This window comes from Actinospica sp. (assembly GCF_035552695.1).
Lineage (GTDB): Bacteria > Actinomycetota > Actinomycetes > Streptomycetales > Catenulisporaceae > Actinospica.
Genome location: NZ_DASZKT010000216.1, coordinates 1 through 20,428 on the forward strand (window position 1 = coordinate 1; position 20,428 = coordinate 20,428).

At 71.1% G+C, this 20,428-nt stretch carries 18 protein-coding genes, 1 rRNA gene and 1 pseudogene; 2 read left to right on the top strand and 18 right to left on the bottom strand.

All coding sequences use genetic code 11. The annotated features are described in order from the left end of the window. The 10 genes and pseudogenes from VG296_RS24700 to VG296_RS24745 all read right to left on the bottom strand — a co-directional run. Window positions 1-66, bottom strand: a 16S ribosomal RNA gene (locus VG296_RS24700); the annotation flags it as partial. Window positions 67-592: 526 nt separating this feature from the next. Then, the gene (tyrS, locus tag VG296_RS24705; protein ID WP_325569616.1) at window positions 593-1,855 is read right to left on the bottom strand and encodes a tyrosine--tRNA ligase; all 1,263 of its coding nucleotides are present in this window, start codon (window positions 1,853-1,855) and stop codon (window positions 593-595) included. A 39-nt stretch (window positions 1,856-1,894) separates the two neighbouring features. Next, window positions 1,895-3,319 carry an argininosuccinate lyase gene (argH, locus tag VG296_RS24710; RefSeq protein WP_325569618.1) on the bottom strand — a complete coding sequence of 475 codons (1,425 nt, stop codon included), beginning with the start codon at window positions 3,317-3,319 and terminating at the stop codon, window positions 1,895-1,897. A gap of 40 nt (window positions 3,320-3,359) precedes the next feature. Beyond that, window positions 3,360-3,950, bottom strand: a complete 591-nt coding sequence (locus tag VG296_RS24715) for an arginine repressor (RefSeq protein WP_325569620.1) — start codon at window positions 3,948-3,950, stop codon at window positions 3,360-3,362. Between the two features lie 11 nt (window positions 3,951-3,961). Further along, window positions 3,962-4,900: an ornithine carbamoyltransferase gene (gene argF / locus VG296_RS24720; RefSeq protein ID WP_325569622.1), complete on the bottom strand. Its 939-nt coding sequence runs from the start codon at window positions 4,898-4,900 to the stop codon at window positions 3,962-3,964. A 96-nt stretch (window positions 4,901-4,996) separates the two neighbouring features. After that, window positions 4,997-6,268 carry an acetylornithine transaminase gene (locus VG296_RS24725; protein ID WP_325569624.1) on the bottom strand — a complete coding sequence of 424 codons (1,272 nt, stop codon included), beginning with the start codon at window positions 6,266-6,268 and terminating at the stop codon, window positions 4,997-4,999. Beyond that, complete coding sequence (gene argB / locus VG296_RS24730; protein ID WP_325569626.1) at window positions 6,265-7,164, bottom strand: acetylglutamate kinase; 900 nt, start codon at window positions 7,162-7,164, stop codon at window positions 6,265-6,267. The genes VG296_RS24725 and argB overlap by 4 nt, the downstream gene beginning before the upstream one ends. Then, on the bottom strand, window positions 7,161-8,360 hold the full coding sequence (gene argJ, locus VG296_RS24735) for a bifunctional glutamate N-acetyltransferase/amino-acid acetyltransferase ArgJ (RefSeq protein WP_325569628.1): 1,200 nt from the start codon (window positions 8,358-8,360) through the stop codon (window positions 7,161-7,163). Before argJ ends, argB begins: the two co-directional genes overlap by 4 nt. 40 nt (window positions 8,361-8,400) lie before the next feature. Further along, window positions 8,401-9,444, bottom strand: a complete 1,044-nt coding sequence (gene argC / locus VG296_RS24740; RefSeq protein WP_325569630.1) for an N-acetyl-gamma-glutamyl-phosphate reductase — start codon at window positions 9,442-9,444, stop codon at window positions 8,401-8,403. Between the two features lie 81 nt (window positions 9,445-9,525). Beyond that, a pseudogene (locus VG296_RS24745) lies at window positions 9,526-9,966 on the bottom strand (TetR family transcriptional regulator C-terminal domain-containing protein); the annotation flags it as partial. Window positions 9,967-10,068: 102 nt separating this feature from the next. On the opposite strand from VG296_RS24745, the gene VG296_RS24750 reads away from it, so the two are divergent. Next, window positions 10,069-10,368, top strand: a complete 300-nt coding sequence (locus VG296_RS24750) for a hypothetical protein (RefSeq protein WP_325569634.1) — start codon at window positions 10,069-10,071, stop codon at window positions 10,366-10,368. A 32-nt stretch (window positions 10,369-10,400) separates the two neighbouring features. Here VG296_RS24750 and VG296_RS24755 read toward each other — a convergent pair whose 3' ends face one another. The 8 genes from VG296_RS24755 to infC form a co-directional block, all read right to left on the bottom strand. Continuing rightward, on the bottom strand, window positions 10,401-12,002 hold the full coding sequence (locus tag VG296_RS24755) for an ABC-F family ATP-binding cassette domain-containing protein (protein WP_325569636.1): 1,602 nt from the start codon (window positions 12,000-12,002) through the stop codon (window positions 10,401-10,403). A 168-nt stretch (window positions 12,003-12,170) separates the two neighbouring features. After that, window positions 12,171-14,645, bottom strand: coding sequence for a phenylalanine--tRNA ligase subunit beta (gene pheT, locus VG296_RS24760; protein ID WP_325569638.1), 2,475 nt, complete (start codon window positions 14,643-14,645; stop codon window positions 12,171-12,173). Continuing rightward, on the bottom strand, window positions 14,645-15,781 hold the full coding sequence (gene pheS / locus VG296_RS24765) for a phenylalanine--tRNA ligase subunit alpha (protein WP_325569640.1): 1,137 nt from the start codon (window positions 15,779-15,781) through the stop codon (window positions 14,645-14,647). The genes pheT and pheS overlap by 1 nt, the downstream gene beginning before the upstream one ends. Before the next feature lie 139 nt (window positions 15,782-15,920). Then, entirely contained in the window at window positions 15,921-17,009 is a 1,089-nt protein-coding gene (locus tag VG296_RS24770) for a sensor histidine kinase (protein WP_325569642.1), read from the bottom strand. A gap of 218 nt (window positions 17,010-17,227) precedes the next feature. Then, window positions 17,228-18,058, bottom strand: a complete 831-nt coding sequence (locus VG296_RS24775) for an RNA methyltransferase (protein ID WP_325569644.1) — start codon at window positions 18,056-18,058, stop codon at window positions 17,228-17,230. Between the two features lie 44 nt (window positions 18,059-18,102). Then, a complete protein-coding gene (rplT, locus tag VG296_RS24780) occupies window positions 18,103-18,498 on the bottom strand; it encodes a 50S ribosomal protein L20 (RefSeq protein WP_212519576.1) in 396 nt (131 codons plus the stop codon). Window positions 18,499-18,595: 97 nt separating this feature from the next. Then, window positions 18,596-18,790, bottom strand: coding sequence for a 50S ribosomal protein L35 (gene rpmI / locus VG296_RS24785; protein WP_325569648.1), 195 nt, complete (start codon window positions 18,788-18,790; stop codon window positions 18,596-18,598). A 139-nt stretch (window positions 18,791-18,929) separates the two neighbouring features. Next, window positions 18,930-19,628 carry a translation initiation factor IF-3 gene (infC, locus tag VG296_RS24790; RefSeq protein WP_325569650.1) on the bottom strand — a complete coding sequence of 233 codons (699 nt, stop codon included), beginning with the start codon at window positions 19,626-19,628 and terminating at the stop codon, window positions 18,930-18,932. A gap of 390 nt (window positions 19,629-20,018) precedes the next feature. Here infC and VG296_RS24795 point away from each other — a divergent pair, with 390 nt between their 5' ends. Beyond that, entirely contained in the window at window positions 20,019-20,384 is a 366-nt protein-coding gene (locus VG296_RS24795; RefSeq protein ID WP_325569652.1) for a DUF1844 domain-containing protein, read from the top strand. Window positions 20,385-20,428 lie beyond the last annotated feature (44 nt).

Consider the following 20,428-nt stretch of genomic DNA (forward strand, 5'->3'; position numbering starts at 1 on the left):
TTCGACTTGCATGTGTTAAGCACGCCGCCAGCGTTCGTCCTGAGCCAGGATCAAACTCTCCAAAAAAGAATTCCATACCTGGCCAATCAACATCCCGACGGAGGTCGGGATCAAATCAGCCAAACAAAACATTTGGCATCATAGACAAATGACACACTGTTGAGTTCTCAAGAAACAGACACACTCATGAGGCAGTGACCGGACAGCGTCCAGCACCCGCCTCATCGGCGCTCACTTCGGGTTTACCGCACTCGAGCCGATCTTCCGTTCGGCCCCCTCGCGGTGTCCCTACTTTAGCAGATCTTCGGCGGCCGTTTGACCGGACCGTCTCGCTCTACCCAGCAGGAGCTCGGCCACCGTGTCGGATCTTGGAACCGGCTCCGGCGACTCGATGAACATTAGGCGGACCGGGGAGCCGAGTCAAATCGGGAAGCCAGGGTTCTGATATGGCCGGTGCGGAGGTGCGGGCCGACGCACCGTCAGTCGCCGGCGGATGAACGCGAACGGCCCGTTCCGTACCCCGAGCGGTGCACTGCGGGGTACGGAACTGGCCTGGTCACCCAGCAGCCCTGCGAACTTGCGGAACTCGCGCTCAGCGCACGAGTTCCACGGCGGCGAGGGTCTTCTTGCCGCGACGCAGCAGCAGCCAACGGCCGTGCAGCAGATCGGCCTCGGCGGGCTCGGCCTCGAGCTCCTCGACCTTGGCGTTGTTGAGGTACGCGCCGCCCTCCTGGATCGCCCGACGCGCGGCACCGCGGCTGGCCACGATGCCGGTGTCGGCCAACAGCTCGTAGACCGGGCGCAGCTCGGTCACCTGGGCTGTCGGCAGCTCGGCCAGCGCCGAGCGCAGGGTCTGCTCGTCCAGCTCGGCGAGCTCGCCCTGGCCGAACAGCGCCTTGCTCGCGGCCTGCACCCGCTGAACGTGCTCCGCGCCGTGCACCAGCCCGGTCACGTCCTCGGCGAGGGCCCGCTGCGCCAGGCGCAGGAAGGGCTTCTCGTTCGTGGCGGTCTCGAGCTCCTCGATCTCCCGCTGGCTGCGGAAGGTGAAGATCTTGAGGTATTCCACGACCTTGGCGTCCTCGACGTTCAACCAGAACTGGTAGAAGGCGTACGGCGACATCATGTCCGGATCGAGCCACACCGTGCCGGTCTCGGTCTTGCCGAACTTCGTGCCGTCCGCCTTCGTGACCAGCGGCGTGCCGATCACGTGCACGGTGGCGCTCTCCGCCTTGTGGATCAGATCCACGCCCGCGGTCAGGTTGCCCCATTGGTCGCTGCCGCCGGTCTGCAGCGTGCAGCCGTACTGCCGGTAGAGCTCCAGGAAGTCCAGCCCCTGCAGGATCTGGTAGGAGAACTCGGTGTAGCTGATGCCGGCCTCGGAGTTCAGCCGCGCGGCGACCGCGTCCTTGGAGAGCATCTTGCCGACCCGGAAGTGCTTCCCGATATCACGCAGGAAGTCGATCGCGGAGATCGGCGCGGTCCAGTCCAGGTTGTTGACGATGCGCGCCGCGTATTCGCCCTCGAAGTCGAGGATGTTGCTGACCTGGCCGCGCAGCTTCTCCACCCACTCCGCGACGATCTCCTTGGAGTTGAGCGTCCGCTCGGAGTTCGGCTTCGGGTCGCCGATCAGGCCGGTGGAGCCGCCCACGAGGCCCAGCGGGAAATTCCCGGCGTCCTGGATCCGGCGCATCGTGAGCAGTTGCACCAGGTTGCCCATGTGCAGGCTCGGCGCGGTCGGGTCGAAGCCGCAATAGAAGGTGACCGGTCCGTCGGCGAAGGCTTTGCGCAGCGCTTCCTCGTCGGTGGACAGGGCGATCAGGCCCCGCCACTTCAGTTCATCGACGATGTCGGTCACGGTATCCACTCTCTCTGGGTCAGGTCGTCCGCCTCCAGCCTACTGACCGAGCCAGGCCCGCTGCTGCGCGATTACCGCCCGGACCTCCGCGAGCTGCTCGCGGACCCGGGCCGGGGCCGTGCCGCCGCGGCCGTCGCGGGAGGCGACCGAGCCGGGGACGGTGAGCACCTGCCTGACCTCGGGGGTGAGCTTGGGGTCGATCGCGGCCAGGTCCTCGTCGGTGAGGTCGGACAGCTCGATGCCGCGGGCCTCGCAGTACTGGACCGAGGCGCCGGCCACCTCGTGCGCCACCTTGAACGGCACGCCCTGCTTCACCAGCCACTCGGCCACATCCGTGGCGAGCGAGAAGCCCTGCGGAGCGAGTTCGGCCATCCGCTCGCCGTGGAAGGTGAGCGTGGCGATCATCCCGGTGAACGCGGGCAGCAGCACCTCGAGGGTGTCCACGGAGTCGAAGACCGGCTCCTTGTCCTCCTGCAGGTCCCGGTTGTAGGCCAGCGGCAGCGCCTTGAACGTGGCCAGCAGCCCGGAGACGTTGCCGATGAGCCGGCCCGCCTTGCCGCGCGCGAGCTCGGCGATGTCCGGGTTCTTCTTCTGCGGCATGATCGAGGAGCCGGTGGCGTACGCGTCGTCCAGCGTGGCGAAGCCGAACTCCCTGGTGGTCCAGAGGATGATCTCCTCCGCGATCCGGGAGACGTCCACGCCGATCATCGCGGCCACGAAGGCGAACTCGGCCACGTAGTCGCGGGAGGCGGTGCCGTCGATGGAGTTGGCGCTGCTGGCGCTGAAGCCGAGCTCGGCGGCGACGGCGCTCGGGTCGAGGCCGAGGGTCGAACCGGCGAGCGCTCCGCCGCCGTAGGGCGATACGTCGGTGCGCCGGTCCCAGTCGTGCAGCCGGTCGGCGTCCCGGCCGAGCGCGTGCACGTGGGCGAGCAGGTGGTGGGCCAGCAGGACCGGCTGCGCGTGCTGCAGGTGGGTGCGGCCCGGCATGACGACCTCGAAGTGCGCCTCGGCCTGGTCGGCGAGCGCCTGCTGCAGGTCGGCGAGCAGACCGCCGATGACCCGGGCGTGCTCGCGCAGGAACATCCGGCCGAGCGTGGCGATCTGGTCGTTGCGGGAGCGCCCGGCCCGCAGCTTGCCGCCGAGCTGCGGGCCGATCCGCTCGATCAGGCCGCGCTCGAGCGCGGTGTGGCAGTCCTCGTCGGCCAGGGTGGGCTGGAAGGAGCCTGATTCAACGTCCTGCTCCAGCTTGTCCAGGCCGGCGAGCATGCCCTCGAGCTCCTCGTCGGTGAGCAGCCCGGCGCGGTGCAGCGCGCGGGCGTGCGCCCGGGAGCCGGCGAGGTCGTACCCGGCCAGCCGCCAGTCGTAGTGCACGCTCGCGGACAGCGCGGCCAGGGCCTCGCTCGGGCCGCTGGAGAACCGGGAGCTCCAGAGCAGATTGGTCGAGGGCTTGTCGGGCGAGGTCATCAGGTTCTTCCTTGCTGCGGAGAGGAGTGCGGGGGACGGCTCAGCTCGCGGCCGCGCTGAGCCGGCGGGCGAGGTCGGGCCCGCCCTGCGGGTCGCGGCAGATCACCAGGACCGTGTCGTCGCCCGCGATGGTGCCCATGACCCCGGCGGTCACGCCGTGCCGGTCGGCGTGGTCGAGGGCTGAGGCGAGGAACTGGGCGGCGCCGGGCGGGGTGCGCAGCACGACGAGGTTCGCCGAGCCCTCGGCCGTCACCAGCAGTTCGCCGAGCAGTCGGCGCAGCCGGGTCTCCAGCTCGCCGGATTCGGTCGCGGGGCGTGGCGCGCCGTCGCCGCCCTCGCTGCGCAGCGCGTAGATCAGCGCGCCGTCGTTGTCCCGGATGCGCATGGCGCCGAGTTCGTCGAGGTCGCGGGAGAGGGTGGCCTGGGTGACCGTGAAGCCCTCGGCGGCGAGCAGTTCGGAGAGCGCGGACTGGGAGCGCACCTGGTGCTTGCCGAGCAGGTCGGCGATGCGCTGGTGGCGGGCCCGGCGGGTGTTGACCACGGTGGCCGTGGCGCCCTCCATGGCGGCCTCGGCCGGACTCTGCTCCGCTTCGGCGGCGTTCGCGCGGCCTTCCTTCGCTGAGCGGGACATGGCGGGGGGCGTCACAGGGTTTCCTTTCGATGGCCGAGCAGGTAGGCGAGCAGCGCCTTCTGGGCGTGCAGCCGGTTCTCCGCCTCGTCCCAGACGGCGGACTGTGGTCCGTCGATGACCGAGGCGGCGATCTCCTTTCCGCGGTACGCGGGCAGGCAGTGCAGAACGATCGCGTCCGAGGCGGCGAGGGCGAGCGCGGGCTCGTCGAGCGCGTAGGGCTCGAAGACGGAGGCGCGCTCGGACTTCTCGTCCTCCTGGCCCATGGACACCCAGGTGTCGGTGACGAGCACGTCCGCGCCCTCGGCCGCGACCTTCGGGTCGGCGGTGATCCGCACGGACCCGCCGGTCTCAGCGGCGATGCGGGCGGCGTCGGCGAGGAACTCGGGCTTCGGCTGGTAGGCCGCGGGCGTGCCGACGCGCACGTGCATGCCCGCGGTGGCGCCGCCGAGGAGGTAGGAGTGCGCCATGTTGTTGGCGCCGTCGCCGAGGTAGGTCATGGTGAGCCCGGCGAGTGCGCCCTTGCGCTCGCGGATGGTCTGCAGGTCCGCGAGGATCTGGCAGGGATGGAACTCATCCGTCAAGGCATTGATGACGGGGACGGCGCTGATCGCGGCCATCCGCTCGATCCTGCGCTGTTCGAACGTGCGCCAGACGATGGCCGCCACCTGCCGCTCGAGCACCCGCGTGGTGTCCTCGATCGGCTCGCCACGGCCGAGCTGGCTGCTGCCGGCGTCGATGACGAGCGGGTAGCCGCCGAGCTGGGCGATGCCGACCGAGAAGGAGACCCGGGTCCGGGTGGACGGCTTGTCGAACAGCACCGCGACCGCGCGCGGCCCGGCGAGCACCGGGTGGGCGAGGGGCTCCGCCTTGAGTATGGCGGCGAGTTCGAGCACCTCGGCCTGCTCGGCCGGGCTGAGGTCGTCGTCTCGGAGGAAGTGTCGGGTCGTCATCGGTCTGCGCTTCCTAGGCGGGTGCGGAGGGTGCGGCGGCGGGTTCGGGGGCAAGAGTATGCGCTCGGGCGGCGGACGCGGGGTTCCGGCGGAGCATCAGGACGCTCCGTCGAGGGCGTGGTCGAGCAGCTTGGGCAGCGCGGCGAGGAACTCCTCGGCCTGTTCGACCGTCAGGATCAGCGGCGGGGCGATCCGGACCGCGTCGGGGGCGACGGCATTGACGATGAAGCCCGCGTCCAGCGCCGCGTCGGCCACCGCGGCCGACTTCTCCTGCCTGAGCTGGATCGCGAGCAGCAGCCCGGAGCCGCGCACGTCCAGCACGGCCGGGTGTTCGAAGCCGAGGATGCCCTCGCGCAAGCGGGCGCCGACCTCGCGGACGCGGGCGAGCAGCCCGTCGCGCTCGATGGCGTGGAGCACCGCGAGGCCGGCGGCGCAGGCGACCGGGTTGCCCGCGAAGGTCGAGCCGTGCGAACCGGGGTTGAACAGGTCCTTGGCCGGTCCGAAGGCGAGGCAGGCGCCGATCGGCAGGCCGCCGCCGAGGCCCTTGGCGAGGGTGACGACGTCCGGGCGGATCCCGGCCTGCTGGAAGGCGAACCACTCGCCGACGCGGCCGATGCCGGTCTGCACCTCGTCGAGGACGAGCAATGCGCCGTGACGTTCCGTCAGCTCCCGCGCCGCCTCGAGGTAGCCGGGCGGGGCCGGCAGCACGCCGCGCTCGCCCTGGATCGGCTCGACGAAGAACGCCGCGGTCTCGTCGTCGATCGCGGCCTCGAGCGCCGCCACGTCGCCGAAGGGCACGAACTCGACCCCGCCTGGCAGCGGCTCGAAGGGTTCGCGGATGGCGGGCTTGCCGGTCAGCGCGAGGGCGCCCATGGTCCGGCCGTGGAAGCCGCCCTCGGCGGCGAGCACCTTGGTGCGGCCGGTGAGCCGGGTGAGCTTGAACGCGGCCTCGTTCGCCTCGGCGCCGGAGTTGGCGAAGCAGACCCGCGCGCCTCCGCCGGCCAGCGCGACGAGCCGCTCGGCGAGCGCGACCTGCGGGGCGGTGGCGAAGAAGTTGCCGACGTGGCCCAGCGTGGTCAGCTGCGCGGTGACGGCGTTGACGATGAGCGGATGGGCGTGGCCCAGCGCGTTGACCGCGATGCCCGCGAACAGGTCCAGGTAGCGGCGGCCGTCGGCGTCCCACAGTTGCGCGCCCTCGCCGCGGACGAACACCCGCTTCGGAGTGCCGAAGTTGTTCATCAGGACATCGGTGTAGCGCGAGGTCCACTCGGCGGACAGGCCGCCGTGCGCGTGCAGTTCGGGCAGCGCCTCGGCGCGCGCGGCGTCGATGCCGGGCGTGGGTTCGATGTTCGTATGCGTCTCGGTCATGCCGCCGGTACCACCATCGTGCCGATCCCCTCATCCGTGAATACCTCGAGCAGCAGTGAGTGCTGCACGCGGCCGTCGAGTACGTGCGCCGCGCCCACGCCGCCGCGTACCGCGCGCAGGCAGGCCTCCATCTTCGGGACCATGCCGGAGGTCAGGCTCGGCAGCAGCTTCTCCAGTTCGTCCGCGTCGAGCTGGCTGACCACCTCGTCGGAGGCCGGCCAGTCGGCATAGAGGCCCTCGACGTCGGTGAGCACGACGAGCTTCTCCGCCTGGAGCCCGACGGCGAGCGCCGCGGCCGCGGTGTCCGCGTTGACGTTGTAGACCCCGCCGTCCTCGGCTCGGGCGACGCTGGAGATGACCGGGATGCGCCCGTCGTCCAGCAGCGCGCCGAGGACCTGCGGGTCGACCGTGGTCACGTCGCCGACCCGGCCGATGTCCACATGCTGCCCGTCGACCACGGCGTGCCGCTGACGGGCCGTCATGGTGTTGGCGTCCTCGCCGGACAGGCCGATCGCGAAGGGGCCGTGCTGGTTGATCAGGCCGACGATCTCGCGCTGCACCTGGCCGGTGAGCACCATCCGGACGACGTCCATCGCCTCGGGCGTGGTCACCCGCAGCCCGCCGGCGAACTCGCTGGCGATGCCGGAACGCTCGAGGGCGCGGGTGATCTGCGGGCCGCCGCCGTGCACGACGACCGGGCGCAGGCCCGCGTAGCGCAGGAAGACGACATCCTGCGCGAAGGCGCGCTTCAGGTCCTCGTCGATCATGGCGTTGCCGCCGAACTTGACCACGACGGTCGCGCCGTGGAATTTCGAGAGCCAGGGCAGCGCCTGGGTGAGCACATGCGCCTTGGCGAGTGCTTCGGAAGAACGGCTGGTGACCGTGGTCGTCTTCATGACGAGTACGCCGAATTCTCGTGCACGTATTCCTTGGTCAGGTCGTTCGTCCACACGGTGACGGTCTCGGACCCGGACGCGAGGTCGACGACCAGGTGGATGTGGCGGTCGCTCAGGTCGCACAGCTCCCGGCCCTCGCCGACGCCGCCGCGGCGGCAGACCCAGACGCCGTTGATCGCGACGGACAGCTCATCCGGCTCGAACTTCGCGTTCGTGGTCCCGACGGCGGACAGCACGCGCCCCCAGTTCGGATCCTCGCCGTAGAAGGCGCACTTGAGCAGGTTGTTGCGGGCGATCGAGCGGGCGACCTCGAGCGCGTCCGCCTCGCTGGCCGCGTTGACGACCTCGATCTCGATCTCCTTCGAGGCGCCCTCGGCGTCGGCGATCAGCTGCCTGGCCAGGTCGGCGCACACGGCCTCGACGGCGCCGGCGAATTCGCAGGGGTCCGGGACGACGCCCGCGGAACCGGAGGCCATCAGGATGACCGTGTCGTTGGTCGACATGCAGCCGTCCGAGTCGATCCGGTCGAAAGTACGAGCAGTGGCCCTGCGCAGTGCCGTCTCGAGCTCGGGCTGCGGGACGGCGGCGTCGGTGGTCAGCACGCAGAGCATCGTGGCCAGGCCCGGCGCGAGCATCCCGGCGCCCTTGGCCATGCCGCCGACGACGTAGCCGGAGCGCTCGACGACGGCGGTCTTGGCGTGCGTGTCCGTCGTACGGATGGCCTCGGCGGCGTCGGCGCCGGCCTCGGCGGTGGCGGCGAGCGAGCCGACGGAGGCGAACAGGCCGCCGAGCAGCTTGTCCATCGGCAGCCGGACGCCGATCAGGCCGGTGGAGCAGACGGCGACGCGGGCGGCCGAGGTGTCCAATGCCTCCGCGACCCGCTCGGCGGTGGCGTGCGTGTCCTGGAAGCCCTCGGGGCCGGTGCACGCGTTGGCGCCGCCGGAGTTGAGGATCACGGCGTCGAGTTCGCCGCCCTTGACGACCTGCTCGCTCCACAGCACGGGGGCCGCCTTGACCCGGTTCGAGGTGAACACTGCCGCGGCGGCGCGCGACGGGCCGTCGTTGACGACGAGAGCCAGGTCGGCCAGCCCGGTGGACTTGATCCCGGCGGCGATCCCGGAGGCGCGGAAGCCCAGGGCCGCGGTGACGCCGACGCCACCGCCCGGATTGTCGGACGGGTTGTTCTCTTGGCTCACGAAGCCGCTCCGCTCGTGGTCGAAATGAACAGGTTCAGTGTCACGGCGCGACCCCGACCGTGCTCAGGCCGGCGCCCTCGGGCAGGCCGAGCGCGAGGTTCATGCACTGCACCGCGCCACCCGCGGTGCCCTTCGCCAGGTTGTCCCCCGCGCCGACGACGACGATCCGCCCGGCCGCCTCGTCGAGCGCGACCTGGAGGTGGACCGAATTCGAGCCGAGCACGGACGCGGTCTGCGGCCAGTTGCCCTCGGGCAGCAGAGTGACGAACGGCTCGTCCGCATACGCCTTCTCATACGCGGCGCGCAGGTCGGCGACCGTCACGCCGGGCTTCGCGGGGGCCGTGCACGAAGCGAGGATGCCACGGGACATCGGCACCAGAACGGGCGTGAAGGAGACCCTGACCTGCTCCCCGGCGGCCTTGCCGAGGTTCTGCACGATCTCCGGGGTGTGCCGGTGCGCGCCGCCCACGCCGTAGGCCGAGGCGTTGCCCATCACCTCGGAGCCGAGCAGGTTGGGCTTGAGGCTCCTGCCCGCGCCGGAGGTGCCGGTCGCGGCGGTGATCACGACCTCGGGTTCGGCGAGACCCGCGGCGAGCGCCGGATAGAGCGACAGGGTGCTGACGGTCGGAAAGCAGCCGGGCACCGCGACCCGCTTCGTGCCGCGCAGCACGTCCCGCGCGCCGGGCAGCTCGGGCAGCCCGTACGGCCAGGTCCCGGCGTGCTCGGAGCCGTAGAAGCGCTGCCAGGCCTCGGCCTGCTCCAGCCGGAAATCCGCGCCGCAGTCGATGACCAGCACCTCCGGCCCGAGCTCCTCGGCGACCTGGCCCGACTGGCCGTGCGGCAGCGCGAGGAACACGACGTCATGCCCGGCCAGGGTCTCCCGGCTGGTGGCCGCCAGCACGCGATCATGCAGCGGGACGAGGTGCGGCTGGTGCTCGACCAGCAGCGAGCCCGCGTTCTTGCCCGCGGTCAAGGTGCCCAGCTCGGCCCGGCCGTCAAGCACGGCGGGGTGCGCGAGCAGGAGCCGGAGGATCTCCCCGCCCGCGTAGCCGGTCGCCCCGGCCACCGCGATCCGAATCGTCATGGCATGAGAATACAGAAAAACGGAAGACTATGCCATGGGCCACGCGAGACGGGCGTTTCTTGCACTCACACACTCACATGCTCACGCGGAGCGGGGTGCGGTTGAGCGCAGCTGCGTGATTCCGAAGTCCAGGGCGGCGCGGAGATGAACGGACTGCCCGGTCGAGAGCAGGAGCGACACGCCTCCCTGGATCCCGGCGAGCAATGCGGCGGCAGCCTGCTCGACGTCGAGCTGCGCGCCGATCAGGCCTCGGTCCTGCAGCGCCTGGATCCCGACGGCCAGGCTCTGCTGCCACTGGCGCATCAGTTCGACGACAATCGCTCGCGCTCCCGGCGTTGAACGCCCGATGTACTGGAACAGCGACCCCATCGGGCACTGGTCGCCCTGCGTCTCGTACCGCGCCACGACCGTGTCACGCCAGCGGTACCAGGCCTGCCATGAGTCCAGACGGCCCAGATATGGCTGCTGGTCGGCCAAGACGCGATCCGCCTCGTACTGCGCCACCGCGAGCAGCAACTGGTCTACTCAACCACGGCTCACGCTGTGGGCCAACGAGAATTCCGGTGCGGCGCCCGGAAAATAAATCCCGCGCGAATTCCGGAATCGCACGCTACCTTGGCCGGTATGAGTGCGCTGAGACGAGCGTCCCGCCATCCGGGCGCCGGTGCTTCGGCCGGGTTCGAACGCAGCCGCGTTTCGGCGGCCGGCGCCGGAATCGGGCTCGCGCCGGGGCTGAACGAGCCGGCCGGGTTCGCGGTCGACCTCGAGGTGGTGCTCGCGGGGGTACCGCGCCGTGCCCTGCCTGTCGAGCCGTGCCGCCCCGGGCCGCACGCGCGCCGGGCACGGGGAAGGTGGCCGCGCACCCGGTTCCACCTGCCCAGCGCCGCCAAGGTCTGGGTCAGAGACAAGGGCAGGCGGCGCTGACACGTACCGGCGGCGCTGCGCGGTGAGCGCGATCAGTCCTCGTCGAGCCTGCCGTCGGCCACCCGCCAATGCGTCTTGAAGCCGATGGCGTCGGCGAAGTAGCGGTCGTGCGTGACGGAGACGATCGTGCCGGTGAACGCGGTGAGAGCACGCTCGATGACGTCCAGCGAGTCGAAGTCGAGGTAGTTCGTCGGCTCGTCGAGCAGCAGGACGCGCGCTCCCTGGTTGACCACGATCGCCAGCAGCAGTCTCCGCAGTTCGCCCGCGCTCAGGGTGCGTAGCGGGGCGTGCCACTGATCCTCGGCGAAGAGATACCCCGTCAGGATCTGCTCGGCGTCCTCGGGGTAGATGGGGACCCTCGATCGGAAGTAGTCGATCACGGCCGTGTCGAGACGCAGGTGGTCGTGGGTCTGCGGGAGAACGCCGGCCTCCGGCAGGCGGGCGGCGATCTCGTTCAGCAGTGAGGACTTTCCGGCGCCGTTGGGGCCGGTGATCAGGACCCTGCCTCCGGTGCGGATATCGAGCGAGGGGACGGTGAACAGGGTGCGGGGGCCCGCGGTGACCGCGAGGTCGGTGGCCTGTAGGACGAATTCGTGGCGTGGCTTCTTGGTCTTGGCGAACGCGAGGGTGAGCGTCGGGCGGGTCTGCGGCTCGGCGATCCAGCGGGCCGACTGCAGTTCGCGCTCCAGCCGCCGCTCCCTTACCTTCGCCTTCTTCGCGACCTTCTTGGCGATGCGGCGCCAGTGGTCGTGCGTCGTCGCGGTCTCGGTGGCCAACGCGTGGCCCTTCGTCGCCTCGATGTCGGCGGCCAGCCGCGCGCGCTGCTTCTCCTGTGCTTCGTAGTCGAGCAGTAGTTTCTGCCAGCGCGCCTGCTTCTCGGCCTTGTACGCCGTGTATCCGCCCTCGTATTCCTGCAGCTCGTCGTGGATGCCGTCGAGCTCGATCACGCGGTTCGCCATGCGGTCGAGGAACGCGCGGTCGTGGCTGATGACGAGGATGCCGCCGGTGAATCGGGCGAGGAAGTCGGCGAGCCAGTCGATCGCGTCGGCGTCGAGGTGGTTCGTCGGCTCGTCGAGCAGCAGGACGGTCGGATCGGCGAGGAGAACGCGAGCGAGCATGAGTCGTGCCTGCTCGCCGCCGCTGACCTGCGCGAGCTTGGCGTCATCCGGCAAGTGGGCGACGTCGAGACGGTGGCGCACGTCGGCCACGCGCGCCTCGGCCGTCCAGCCGTCGAGGGCTTCGAAGCGCTCGAGGAGCGTTCCGTATTCACCGAGGGCACTCGTGTCGCCGTCGGAGAGGCGGGATTCGAGCTCGCGCAGCCGGGACTCGATGTCGAAGGTCTCGGCGAGGGCGGAGCGGACGAAGCCGCCGACCGTCTCGGCGGGGTCCGGGACCTGCTGGGCGAAGTAGCCGAGACGGGCGTTCGGGCCGAGCTCCACGCGGCCCTCGGTGGCCGCGAGCCGTCCGGCGAGGATCTTCAGCAGCGTGGACTTGCCGACGCCGTTCGGGCCGACGAGCGCGACCCGGTCGCCCGCGCCGAGGGCTAGGGACAGGCCGTCGAACAGCGGTTCAGCGTGGAAGGCGAGCGAAAGGCCGGTGGCCTTGAGGTACGAGAGTTGCGATGCGGCATGCAAGGTGGGCTCCGTGGTCGTGAGAGGTCGAGGTGGAAACGCGACTCGTCTCACGAATCAGCACTACGGAGCTCCTTGGGCAGGCAACAGGTACAGAAAGCAGAGTGCCCGGGCCGCGCTGGCCCGGGCAACTCATTTTCTGATCTGCGGTGATCCGCGGTGGAGCGGCGATCAGCCGCGCAGCGCGGCGCCGGTGTGGCGCGTGGCCGAGGCGACCGCGGCGTCGCGGACGGCCGCGACCTCGTCGGCCTTGAGCGTGCGGTCGGTGGCGCGCAGCCGGAGCGAGAACGCGAGGGACTTGGTGCCCTCCTGGACCCGCTCGCCCTCGTACACGTCGAACAGGCGCACCGACTCCAGCAGCGGGCCCGCCCCTTCGACCAGCGCCGATTCCACGTCGGCCGCCGGGACCTCGCGGGAGACCACGAGCGCGACGTCCACCGCCGCGACCGGGAACGCGGAGACCTCCGGGCCGCGCACGTTGACCTCGGTCTCCGGCGTCAGCGCGTCGAGGTTGAGCTCCATCGCGCAGGTGCGCGGCGGCAGCCCGAGCGCCTCGAGGACCTTCGGGTGCAGCTCGCCGGCGTAGCCGACGATGCGCTCGTCCAGCGAGAGCACCGCGCAGCGGCCCGGGTGCCAGGGCTCGTACTGCTCCTGGTCCACCGTCAGCTCGGCACCGCAGGCCGCGGCGACCGTGCGGGCCGCCTCGATCGCGTCGGCCCAGGTCGCCTCGCGGCCCCCGCCCCACCAGCCGGCGCGCTCCCAGGTGCCGGTGAGCACGGCGGCGACGTGCCGCGGCTGGTCCGGCAGCGCTGCCTCGAGCGCGGCCAGCTCCTCGCCTGAAGGACGGCGGTCCACCGGCAGCCGCGGCGGGGCCGTGGCGCCCGGGCGCGGCTGGTAGACCAGGCCGGTCTCGAACAGCGCGACGTCCGAGAAGCCGCGGCCCACGTTGCGCCGCAGCGTCGCGAACAGGCCTGGCAGCAGCGTGGTACGCAGCAGCGGGTGCTCGTCCGAGATCGGGTTCACGACCGTCAGGGCGCTGCGTCGGGCGTCGTCCTCGGGCACCCCCATCGCGTCCAGTTCGGCCTTGCCGACGAACGGGTAGTTCAGCACCTCGACGTAGCCCGCGTCGGCCAGCGCGCGGCCGACCCGGCGGTGCAGCCGCTGACGCAGCGTCAGGCCACGGCCGCGCGGGGCGGTCGGCAGCCGCGACGGGATCCGGTCGTAGCCCTCGAGCCGGATGACCTCCTCGGCCAGGTCGTTCGGGTCGGTCAGGTCCGGCCGCCAGGACGGCGGAGTCACCGAGAGCTGGTCCGAGCCCTCGACCGTGCAGCCGACCTCCTGGAGGCGGCGCACGACGGCGCTGCGCCCGTATTCGAGCCCGGCGACGCGACCCGGGAGCCCCGCGTCGATCACGATCGGCGCGGACGGATGCGGCCGCGTCGAGGCGACCGTGACCTCCGGGTCCGCCTCGGCGTGCCCGAGCAGCACCAGCAGGTCCACGGCGCGCTGGGCCGCGGCGGCCGCCGCGTTCGGGTCCACCGCCCGCTCGAAGCGGCGGGAGGCCTCGGACGGCAGCTTGTGCCGGCGGGCGGTGCGCGCGATCGTCGCCGGGGCGAAGTGCGCGGCCTCGATCAGCACGTCGACGGTGCCCTCGTGCACCTCGGTGGAGGCGCCGCCCATCACGCCGGCGAGGCCGATCGGCCCGGACTCGTCGGTGATGAGCAGGTCCGCGGGGTTCAGCTCACGCTCGGCGGCGTCCAGCGTGGTCAGCTTCTCCCCCGCCGCGGCGCGCCGCACCGTGATCCCGCCGGTCAGCCGGTGCAGGTCGTAGGCGTGCAGCGGCTGGCCGATCTCGATCATCACGTAGTTCGTGATGTCCACGATCAGCGAGATCGGACGCATCCCGGCGAGCTGGATCCGCCGCTGCATCCACAGCGGACTGGTGGCCAGCGGGTCGATGCCGCGCACGATCCGGGCGACGAAGCGGTCGCAGCCGGTCGGGTCGGCGAGCGTGACCGGGAAGCCGTCGCTCGTCGGCGCGGGGGTGTCGAGCAGCGCCGGGTCGCGCAGCGTCATACCGTAGGCGATCGCGGTCTCCCGGGCCATGCCGCGCATGGACAGGCAGTAGCCGCGGTCCGTGGTCACGGCGATGTCCAGCACCTCGTCGCGGATGCCGAGCAGCTCGATCGCGTCCGCGCCGACGGTGACGTCGGAGGGCAGCACGATGATGCCGGTGTGGTCCTCGCCGAGGCCGAGTTCGCGGGCCGAGCAGATCATGCCGTCGGACACGTGGTCGTAGGTCTTGCGCGCGGCGATCTTGAAGTCACCGGGCAGCACCGCACCGGGCAGCGCGGCGACGATCTTGTCGCCGGCCTTGAAGTTCCGTGCGCCGCAGACGATGCCGCGCACGCCGCCCTGCTCGGGGCCGACCTCGACCTGGCAGTAGCGGATCGGCTTCTTGAAGCCGGTCAGCTCCTCGATCTCCAGGACCCGGCCGACGACGAGCGGCCCGGTCAGCCCGGCGCCGGACTGGTGCACCGTCTCGACCTCGAAGCCGATCGGGATCAGCCGCTCTGCCAGCTCGCGGCCGGAGACCTCGGCGGGCAGGTCGACGTACTCGCGCAGCCAGGAAAGGGGGACGCGCATCAGATTTCCACTCCGAACGGGAGGGTGAAGCGGACGTCACCCTCGACGATGTCGTGCATGTCCGCGATGCCGTGCCGGAACATCAGGGTCCGCTCGAGACCGATGCCGAACGCGAAGCCGCTGTACCGGTTCGGGTCGATGCCCGCGGACACCAGCACCCGCGGGTTGACCACGCCGCAGCCGCCGAGCTCGATCCAGCCCTCGGAGGAACAGGTGCGGCAGGGGTTGTCCGGGTCGCCGACGGACGCGCCGTGGCAGACGAAGCACTGCATGTCGAGCTCGGCGCTCGGCTCGGTGAACGGGAAGTAGTTCGGGCGCAGCCGGGACTTCAGATCGGCGCCGAACATCTCCTGCACGAAGTAGTCCAGGGTGCCCTTGAGGTCGGCCATGCCGATGCCCTCGTCCACGACCAGGCCCTCGATCTGGTTGAAGACCGGGGTGTGCGTGGCGTCCAGGGCGTCGGTGCGGAAGGTGCGGCCGATGGCGACCATGTGCAGCGGCGGCTGCCGCCTGAGCATCGTGCGGATCTGCACCGGGGAGGTCTGGGTGCGCAGGATCAGCGAGTCGCGGCCGTCGTCCTCGTCCGGGTCGTAGCCCGGGGTGTCGATGAAGAATGTGTCCTGCGGACTGCGCGCCGGGTGGTCCCTGGAGATGTTCAGGGCGTCGAAGTTCATCCACTCGGCCTCGACCTCCGGACCGTCGTTGACCTCCCAGCCGAGGGCGCCGAAGACCTCTGCGACGCGCTCGGTGAGGGTGGTCAGCGGGTGCCGGCCGCCGCGCGGCGTGCGGTCCCAGGGCAGCGTGACGTCGACGGACTCCTCGACGAGCACCCGGGTGTCGCGCTCGGCCTCGAGCTCGGCGCGGCGTGCGACGACGGCCTTGGACACGGCGGCGCGGGCCTGGCCGACCCGCTTGCCCGCGTCGGCCTTCGCGGCCGGGGGCAGCGCGCCGATCTCGCGGTTGGCCAGCGCCAGCGGCGAGCGGTCCTTCGCGTGGGCGATCTCCGCCTCGTGCAGGGCGTCGAGATCGGCGGCCGCGGCGACGGCGGCCAGTGCCTCGTCCCGGGCGCGCTCGACGGCCTCGGGCTTGAGCACTTCGACCTCCACCGGGTCGTAGGTCTTATTCGGTGCGGACATGGGGTTCGGCTCTTCTTCCGCTACTTCCACGCCATCGCGGCGTGCGGTCTCTTCTCGGCGGGCGCCCCAATCCTAACGGGCGCGGGCCGACGGGCAGGCGGGAACGCCCGCTGCCCGGACCGGCGATGACGACAGCCGGTCAGGCAGCAGGCATCGTAAATCGGAAGCGGGCGCCGCCGCCGGGGGCCCGGCCGACCGTGATGCTGCCGCCGTGCGCCTCGACGATGCCCTTGACGATGTAGAGGCCGAGGCCCGTGCCGCCGCGCCGGTTGCCGCGCCAGAAGCGGGTGAAGACGCGGCCGAGCATGGCCTCGGGGATGCCGGGGCCCTCGTCGTCCACGGTCATCGCGATCATGGGCGGGCCCTCTCCCTTCCGCTCGTCGTCCTCGGGCTCGGTCAGCTCCTTGAAGGAGATGGTGACACGGCCCTCGCCGTGCCGCACCGCGTTTTCCAGCAGGTTGGCCACCACCTGCCGCAGCTTGTCCGGGTCGGCCCAGACCGCCGGCAGGTCAATCGATTGTACGTCGAAGCGCTCGGCCGACTGGCCCGCCGCGATCATCCCCGCGACCTGCTCCGTCACCAGGTCCGCCAGATCGATGGGATAGCAGCCGAGCTGCAGACGGCCGGAGTCGATGCGCGCGATGTCGAGCAGTTCGGCGATCAGCCGGGTGACGCGGTCGGCGTCGGCGTCCACCGTCTCCAGCATGAGCTTGCGCTGGTCGTCGGTGAAGCGCTCCCACTTGGCGAGCAGCGTCGCCGTGAAGCCCTTGACGCTGGTGAGCGGGGAGCGCAGCTCGTGCGCCACGGTGGCGATGAGGTCCGCGTGCCGACGCTCGACGCGGGCGCGGGCCGAGGTGTCGCGCAGCCCGATGACGACCCGCGCGATCGGGCCGCCGCCGTGTTCCCGCACGTAGCGCGCGGTGACCAGCACGTCCCGGCCGTCCGGCAGCAGCAACCGCGTCTCCGGCTGGCCGGTGCGGATGGCGAGGCCGCCGTAGGGGTCGGTGCAGGCCCACCAGAGCCGGCCCTCCAGATCGAGCAGCGGCAGCGCCTCGTCGAGCTGGCGGCCGAGCGCGCCGGCCGCGGGCAGTTCGGTGATGCGCTCGGCGGCGCGGTTGAAGACCACGACGAGGCCCTCCGCGTCCGTGATGACCACACCGTCCGGCAGATCGTCATAGTGCGGCCCGAACGCGGCGTCGTCCGGTACCTGCGAATCTCTCGAATCCAACTGGACCTGAGTCCTCTCCCTGACCGCTCATGTCCGTCTGTGCCTGTACACGAAGCCTTGGACACCGGGCGACCGCCGTGACCGGTCCCATTCTGCCTCGCTGACACCCCATCATTCCCGCTGCCGCCACCGTAGCGCCAGCCTTGGCGGACATACGCCCCTGTCTTCGGACGTCTAGGTGCGGGAATGGAGCGCGGCGCAGTTCAGGGTGAGGAAGATCACTGAGAGGGTCGCCGCTGGGCACGGGCCGAGGCGTAGAGGCACACCGCGGCGGCCGTGGCGAGGTTGAGCGACTCGGCACGGCCGTGGATGGGAACGCGCACGGTCGCGTCGGCCAGCGCGCGGACCGGTTCCGGCAGGCCCCAGGCCTCGTTGCCGAACATCCAGCAGGTGGGGGACGCGAGGGCGCCGCCGTCGGCCTCGTCGTCGAGATCCGCGGGGCCCGAGCCGTCGGCGGCGAGCACGCGCAGGCCGCGCTGCTTGAGCGCGGCGACGGCTTCCGGCAGGTCGACGCCGGTGACCACGGGCAGGTGGAACAGCGAACCGACCGAGGTTCGCACGACCTTGGGGTTGTACACGTCCACTGATTCGCCGCTGAAGAGCACGGCGTCGGCCCCCGCCGCGTCGGCCGCGCGCAGCACGGAGCCGGCGTTTCCGGGGTCGCGGATGTGCGCCAGCAGCACGACGAGCCTGGCCGGACCGTCGAGGACGGCGGCGAGCGGCTGGTCGAGGAAGCGGCAGACGCCGACGAGCCCCTGGCCCGCGACGGTGTCGCCGAGCGAGTCCACGACCTCGTCCGCGGCGATGCTGACCGTCGCGCCGCCCGCGTACGCGGCGTCCAGGATCCCCGGGTGGCGCTCGGCCGCCTCGGCGGTCGCGAAGAGCTCGCTGAGCAGGCCCTTCTCCGCCGCGGCCTCGCGTACCGCCTGCGGGCCCTCGGCGAGGAACAGCCGCTGCCTGGCCCGGAAAGCACGGGAGGCAAGCCGGCGCGCCGCCACCACTCTCGTCGACTTGACCGAGGTGATCATCGCGTCGCGCGGGCCTGCCATCCGGGATTCGCTTCGGGGTTCGTCGGCCGCGGTGGCAGAGCCACTCAGGCCGCGACCTTCTCGGCCTTCGGCGCGTTCACGTCGGCCGGCAGCGCCTTCTGGGCCACCTCGACGAGCGCGGCGAAGGCGGCGGCGTCGTTGACGGCGAGGTCCGCGAGGATCTTGCGGTCCACCTCGACGCCCGCGGCCTTGAGGCCCTGGATGAAGCGGTTGTAGGTCAGGCCGTTGGCGCGGGCCGCGGCGTTGATGCGCTGGATCCACAGCCGGCGGAAGTCGCCCTTGCGCTTCTTGCGGTCCCGGTACGCGTAGACCAGGGAGTGGGTGACCTGCTCCTTGGCCTTGCGGTACAGGCGGGAACGCTGGCCGCGGTAGCCGCTCGCCTGCTCCAGGATCGCCCGGCGCTTCTTGTGGGCGTTGACCGCCCGCTTCACGCGTGCCATGTGTACTCGTCTCCTCGGGGGCGGGGCCGGGCGCTGTGCGGAGCGCGGCGCGGCCCCTTAAATCTCAGGGGTCTGGGGGTCTAACGCGGGATGGCGGCTACTTGCCGAGCAGCCGCTTGATCTTCTTCACGTCGGCCGGGGCGAGGACGACCTCGCCGGTCACGCGGCGGGTGTAGCGCGAGGACTTGTGCTCGAGCAGGTGGCGCTTGCCCGCCTGACCCCGCATGACCTTGCCGGAGCCGGTCAGCCGGAACCGCTTCTTGGCACCGCTGTGCGTCTTGTTCTTCGGCATGGCTGCCGTGTCTCCATCTCGTGTCGCGTGCCGATTCCGCCGCCACCCGCCTGCCGGGGCGGGCGGTGCGGCGCAATCGTGCCTCGGGGCGGCGGCGGTGTGCCGTCGCCGGTTCGTGTCTCGGCGGGACGCGCGGGAGTTACTCCGCGGTCTCCTCGGTCGGCGTCTCGACGGCCTCGACGGACGTGTCGATCTCGTCGTGCTCGATCGGCGCCGCTTCCGCCTCCACGTCGGCTTCCGCATGGCGGCCGCCGGACTGCTCGGCGCGGGCGGCCTTCGCGGCACGGGCCTCCGCCATCGCGTCGACCTTCTTCTTGCGCGGGCCGAGCACCATGATCATGTTGCGGCCGTCCTGCTTCGGCGCGAACTCGACGAAGCCGAGCTCCTCGACGTCCGAGGCGAGCCGGTCGAGCAGCCTGCGGCCGAGCTCCGGGCGGGACTGCTCCCGGCCGCGGAACATGATCGTGATCTTGACCTTGTCCCCGGCGTTCAGGAACCGCACCACGTGACCCTTCTTGGTCTCGTAGTCGTGCGGGTCGATCTTCGGCCGGAGCTTCATCTCCTTGATGATGGTGTGCGCCTGGTTCTTGCGCGCCTCTCGGGCCTTCATCGCGGACTCGTACTTGAACTTGCCGTAGTCCATGAGCTTGGCCACCGGCGGGCGCGAGGTGGGCGCGATTTCGACCAGATCGAGGTCGGACTCCTGGGCGAGACGCAGCGCGTCCTGGATCGAGACGATCCCGACCTGCTGTCCGTCCGGGCCGACCAGGCGCACCTCGGGCACGCGGATCCGGTCGTTGATACGGGGTTCGGCGCTGATGGGGCCTCCTAGGTTCATGCGGTCCCGGTGGCTCGCCGTGAGCCGTGCGTACCGGGTCCACTGGACAGTGCGGGGTGAGCCCGCACCGCCGTGAAACGCCGAGATGGCTGGGAACGATTCCCCGACACGCGAAAAAGCTCCGCAATGCCTGCTTTCGCAGGAGCAATGCAGAGCTCCACCTTGCCGTCGCGCGCGAATGCACTTCGCACGCCGGTACCGTACCCATCGACCGCCGGTCGATCAGGTGGGAGGTGGGCCCTCCACTTGCGCGTCGGGGCCGCCCACGGGCAGTCCCTTACTTGACGCTCTGTCTAGGTTAGCAGACTTCGCGGGGTGACCCGGCCCTGCCGGCCCTGCGCACGGGCGTGCGACACTGGCGTGTCGGGAGTACCAGCATGAGGAGCGAGCGTGAGCACGACGTCCGAGACCGCAGCGATCGACCTGTCCGACCCGCGCGACCTTGCCGAGGTTCCGGCGGTCGAGGTGATCGCGACGCTGGCCGTGCACCTGATGACGGCGGCCGCGGTGCAACTGGGCCTCGGCGAGCCGGACGAGCACGGGCACGCTCCCGAGAAGGACCTGGACGAGGCGCGCAAGCTGATCACCGCGCTGGCCGGGCTGGTCACGGCGGCCGCGCCGGAGATCGGTTCGCAGCACGCGCTGCCGCTGCGGGACGGGCTGCGGACGCTGCAGCTGGCCTTCCGCGAGGCCTCGGCGGTGCAGGACACGCCCGGTCAGGGCCCGGGCGAGAAGCTGACCGGCCCGGTGAACTGACGCCGCCTCGGCCGACCCGCTCGTGCCCTCGGCTGTTCCGTCAG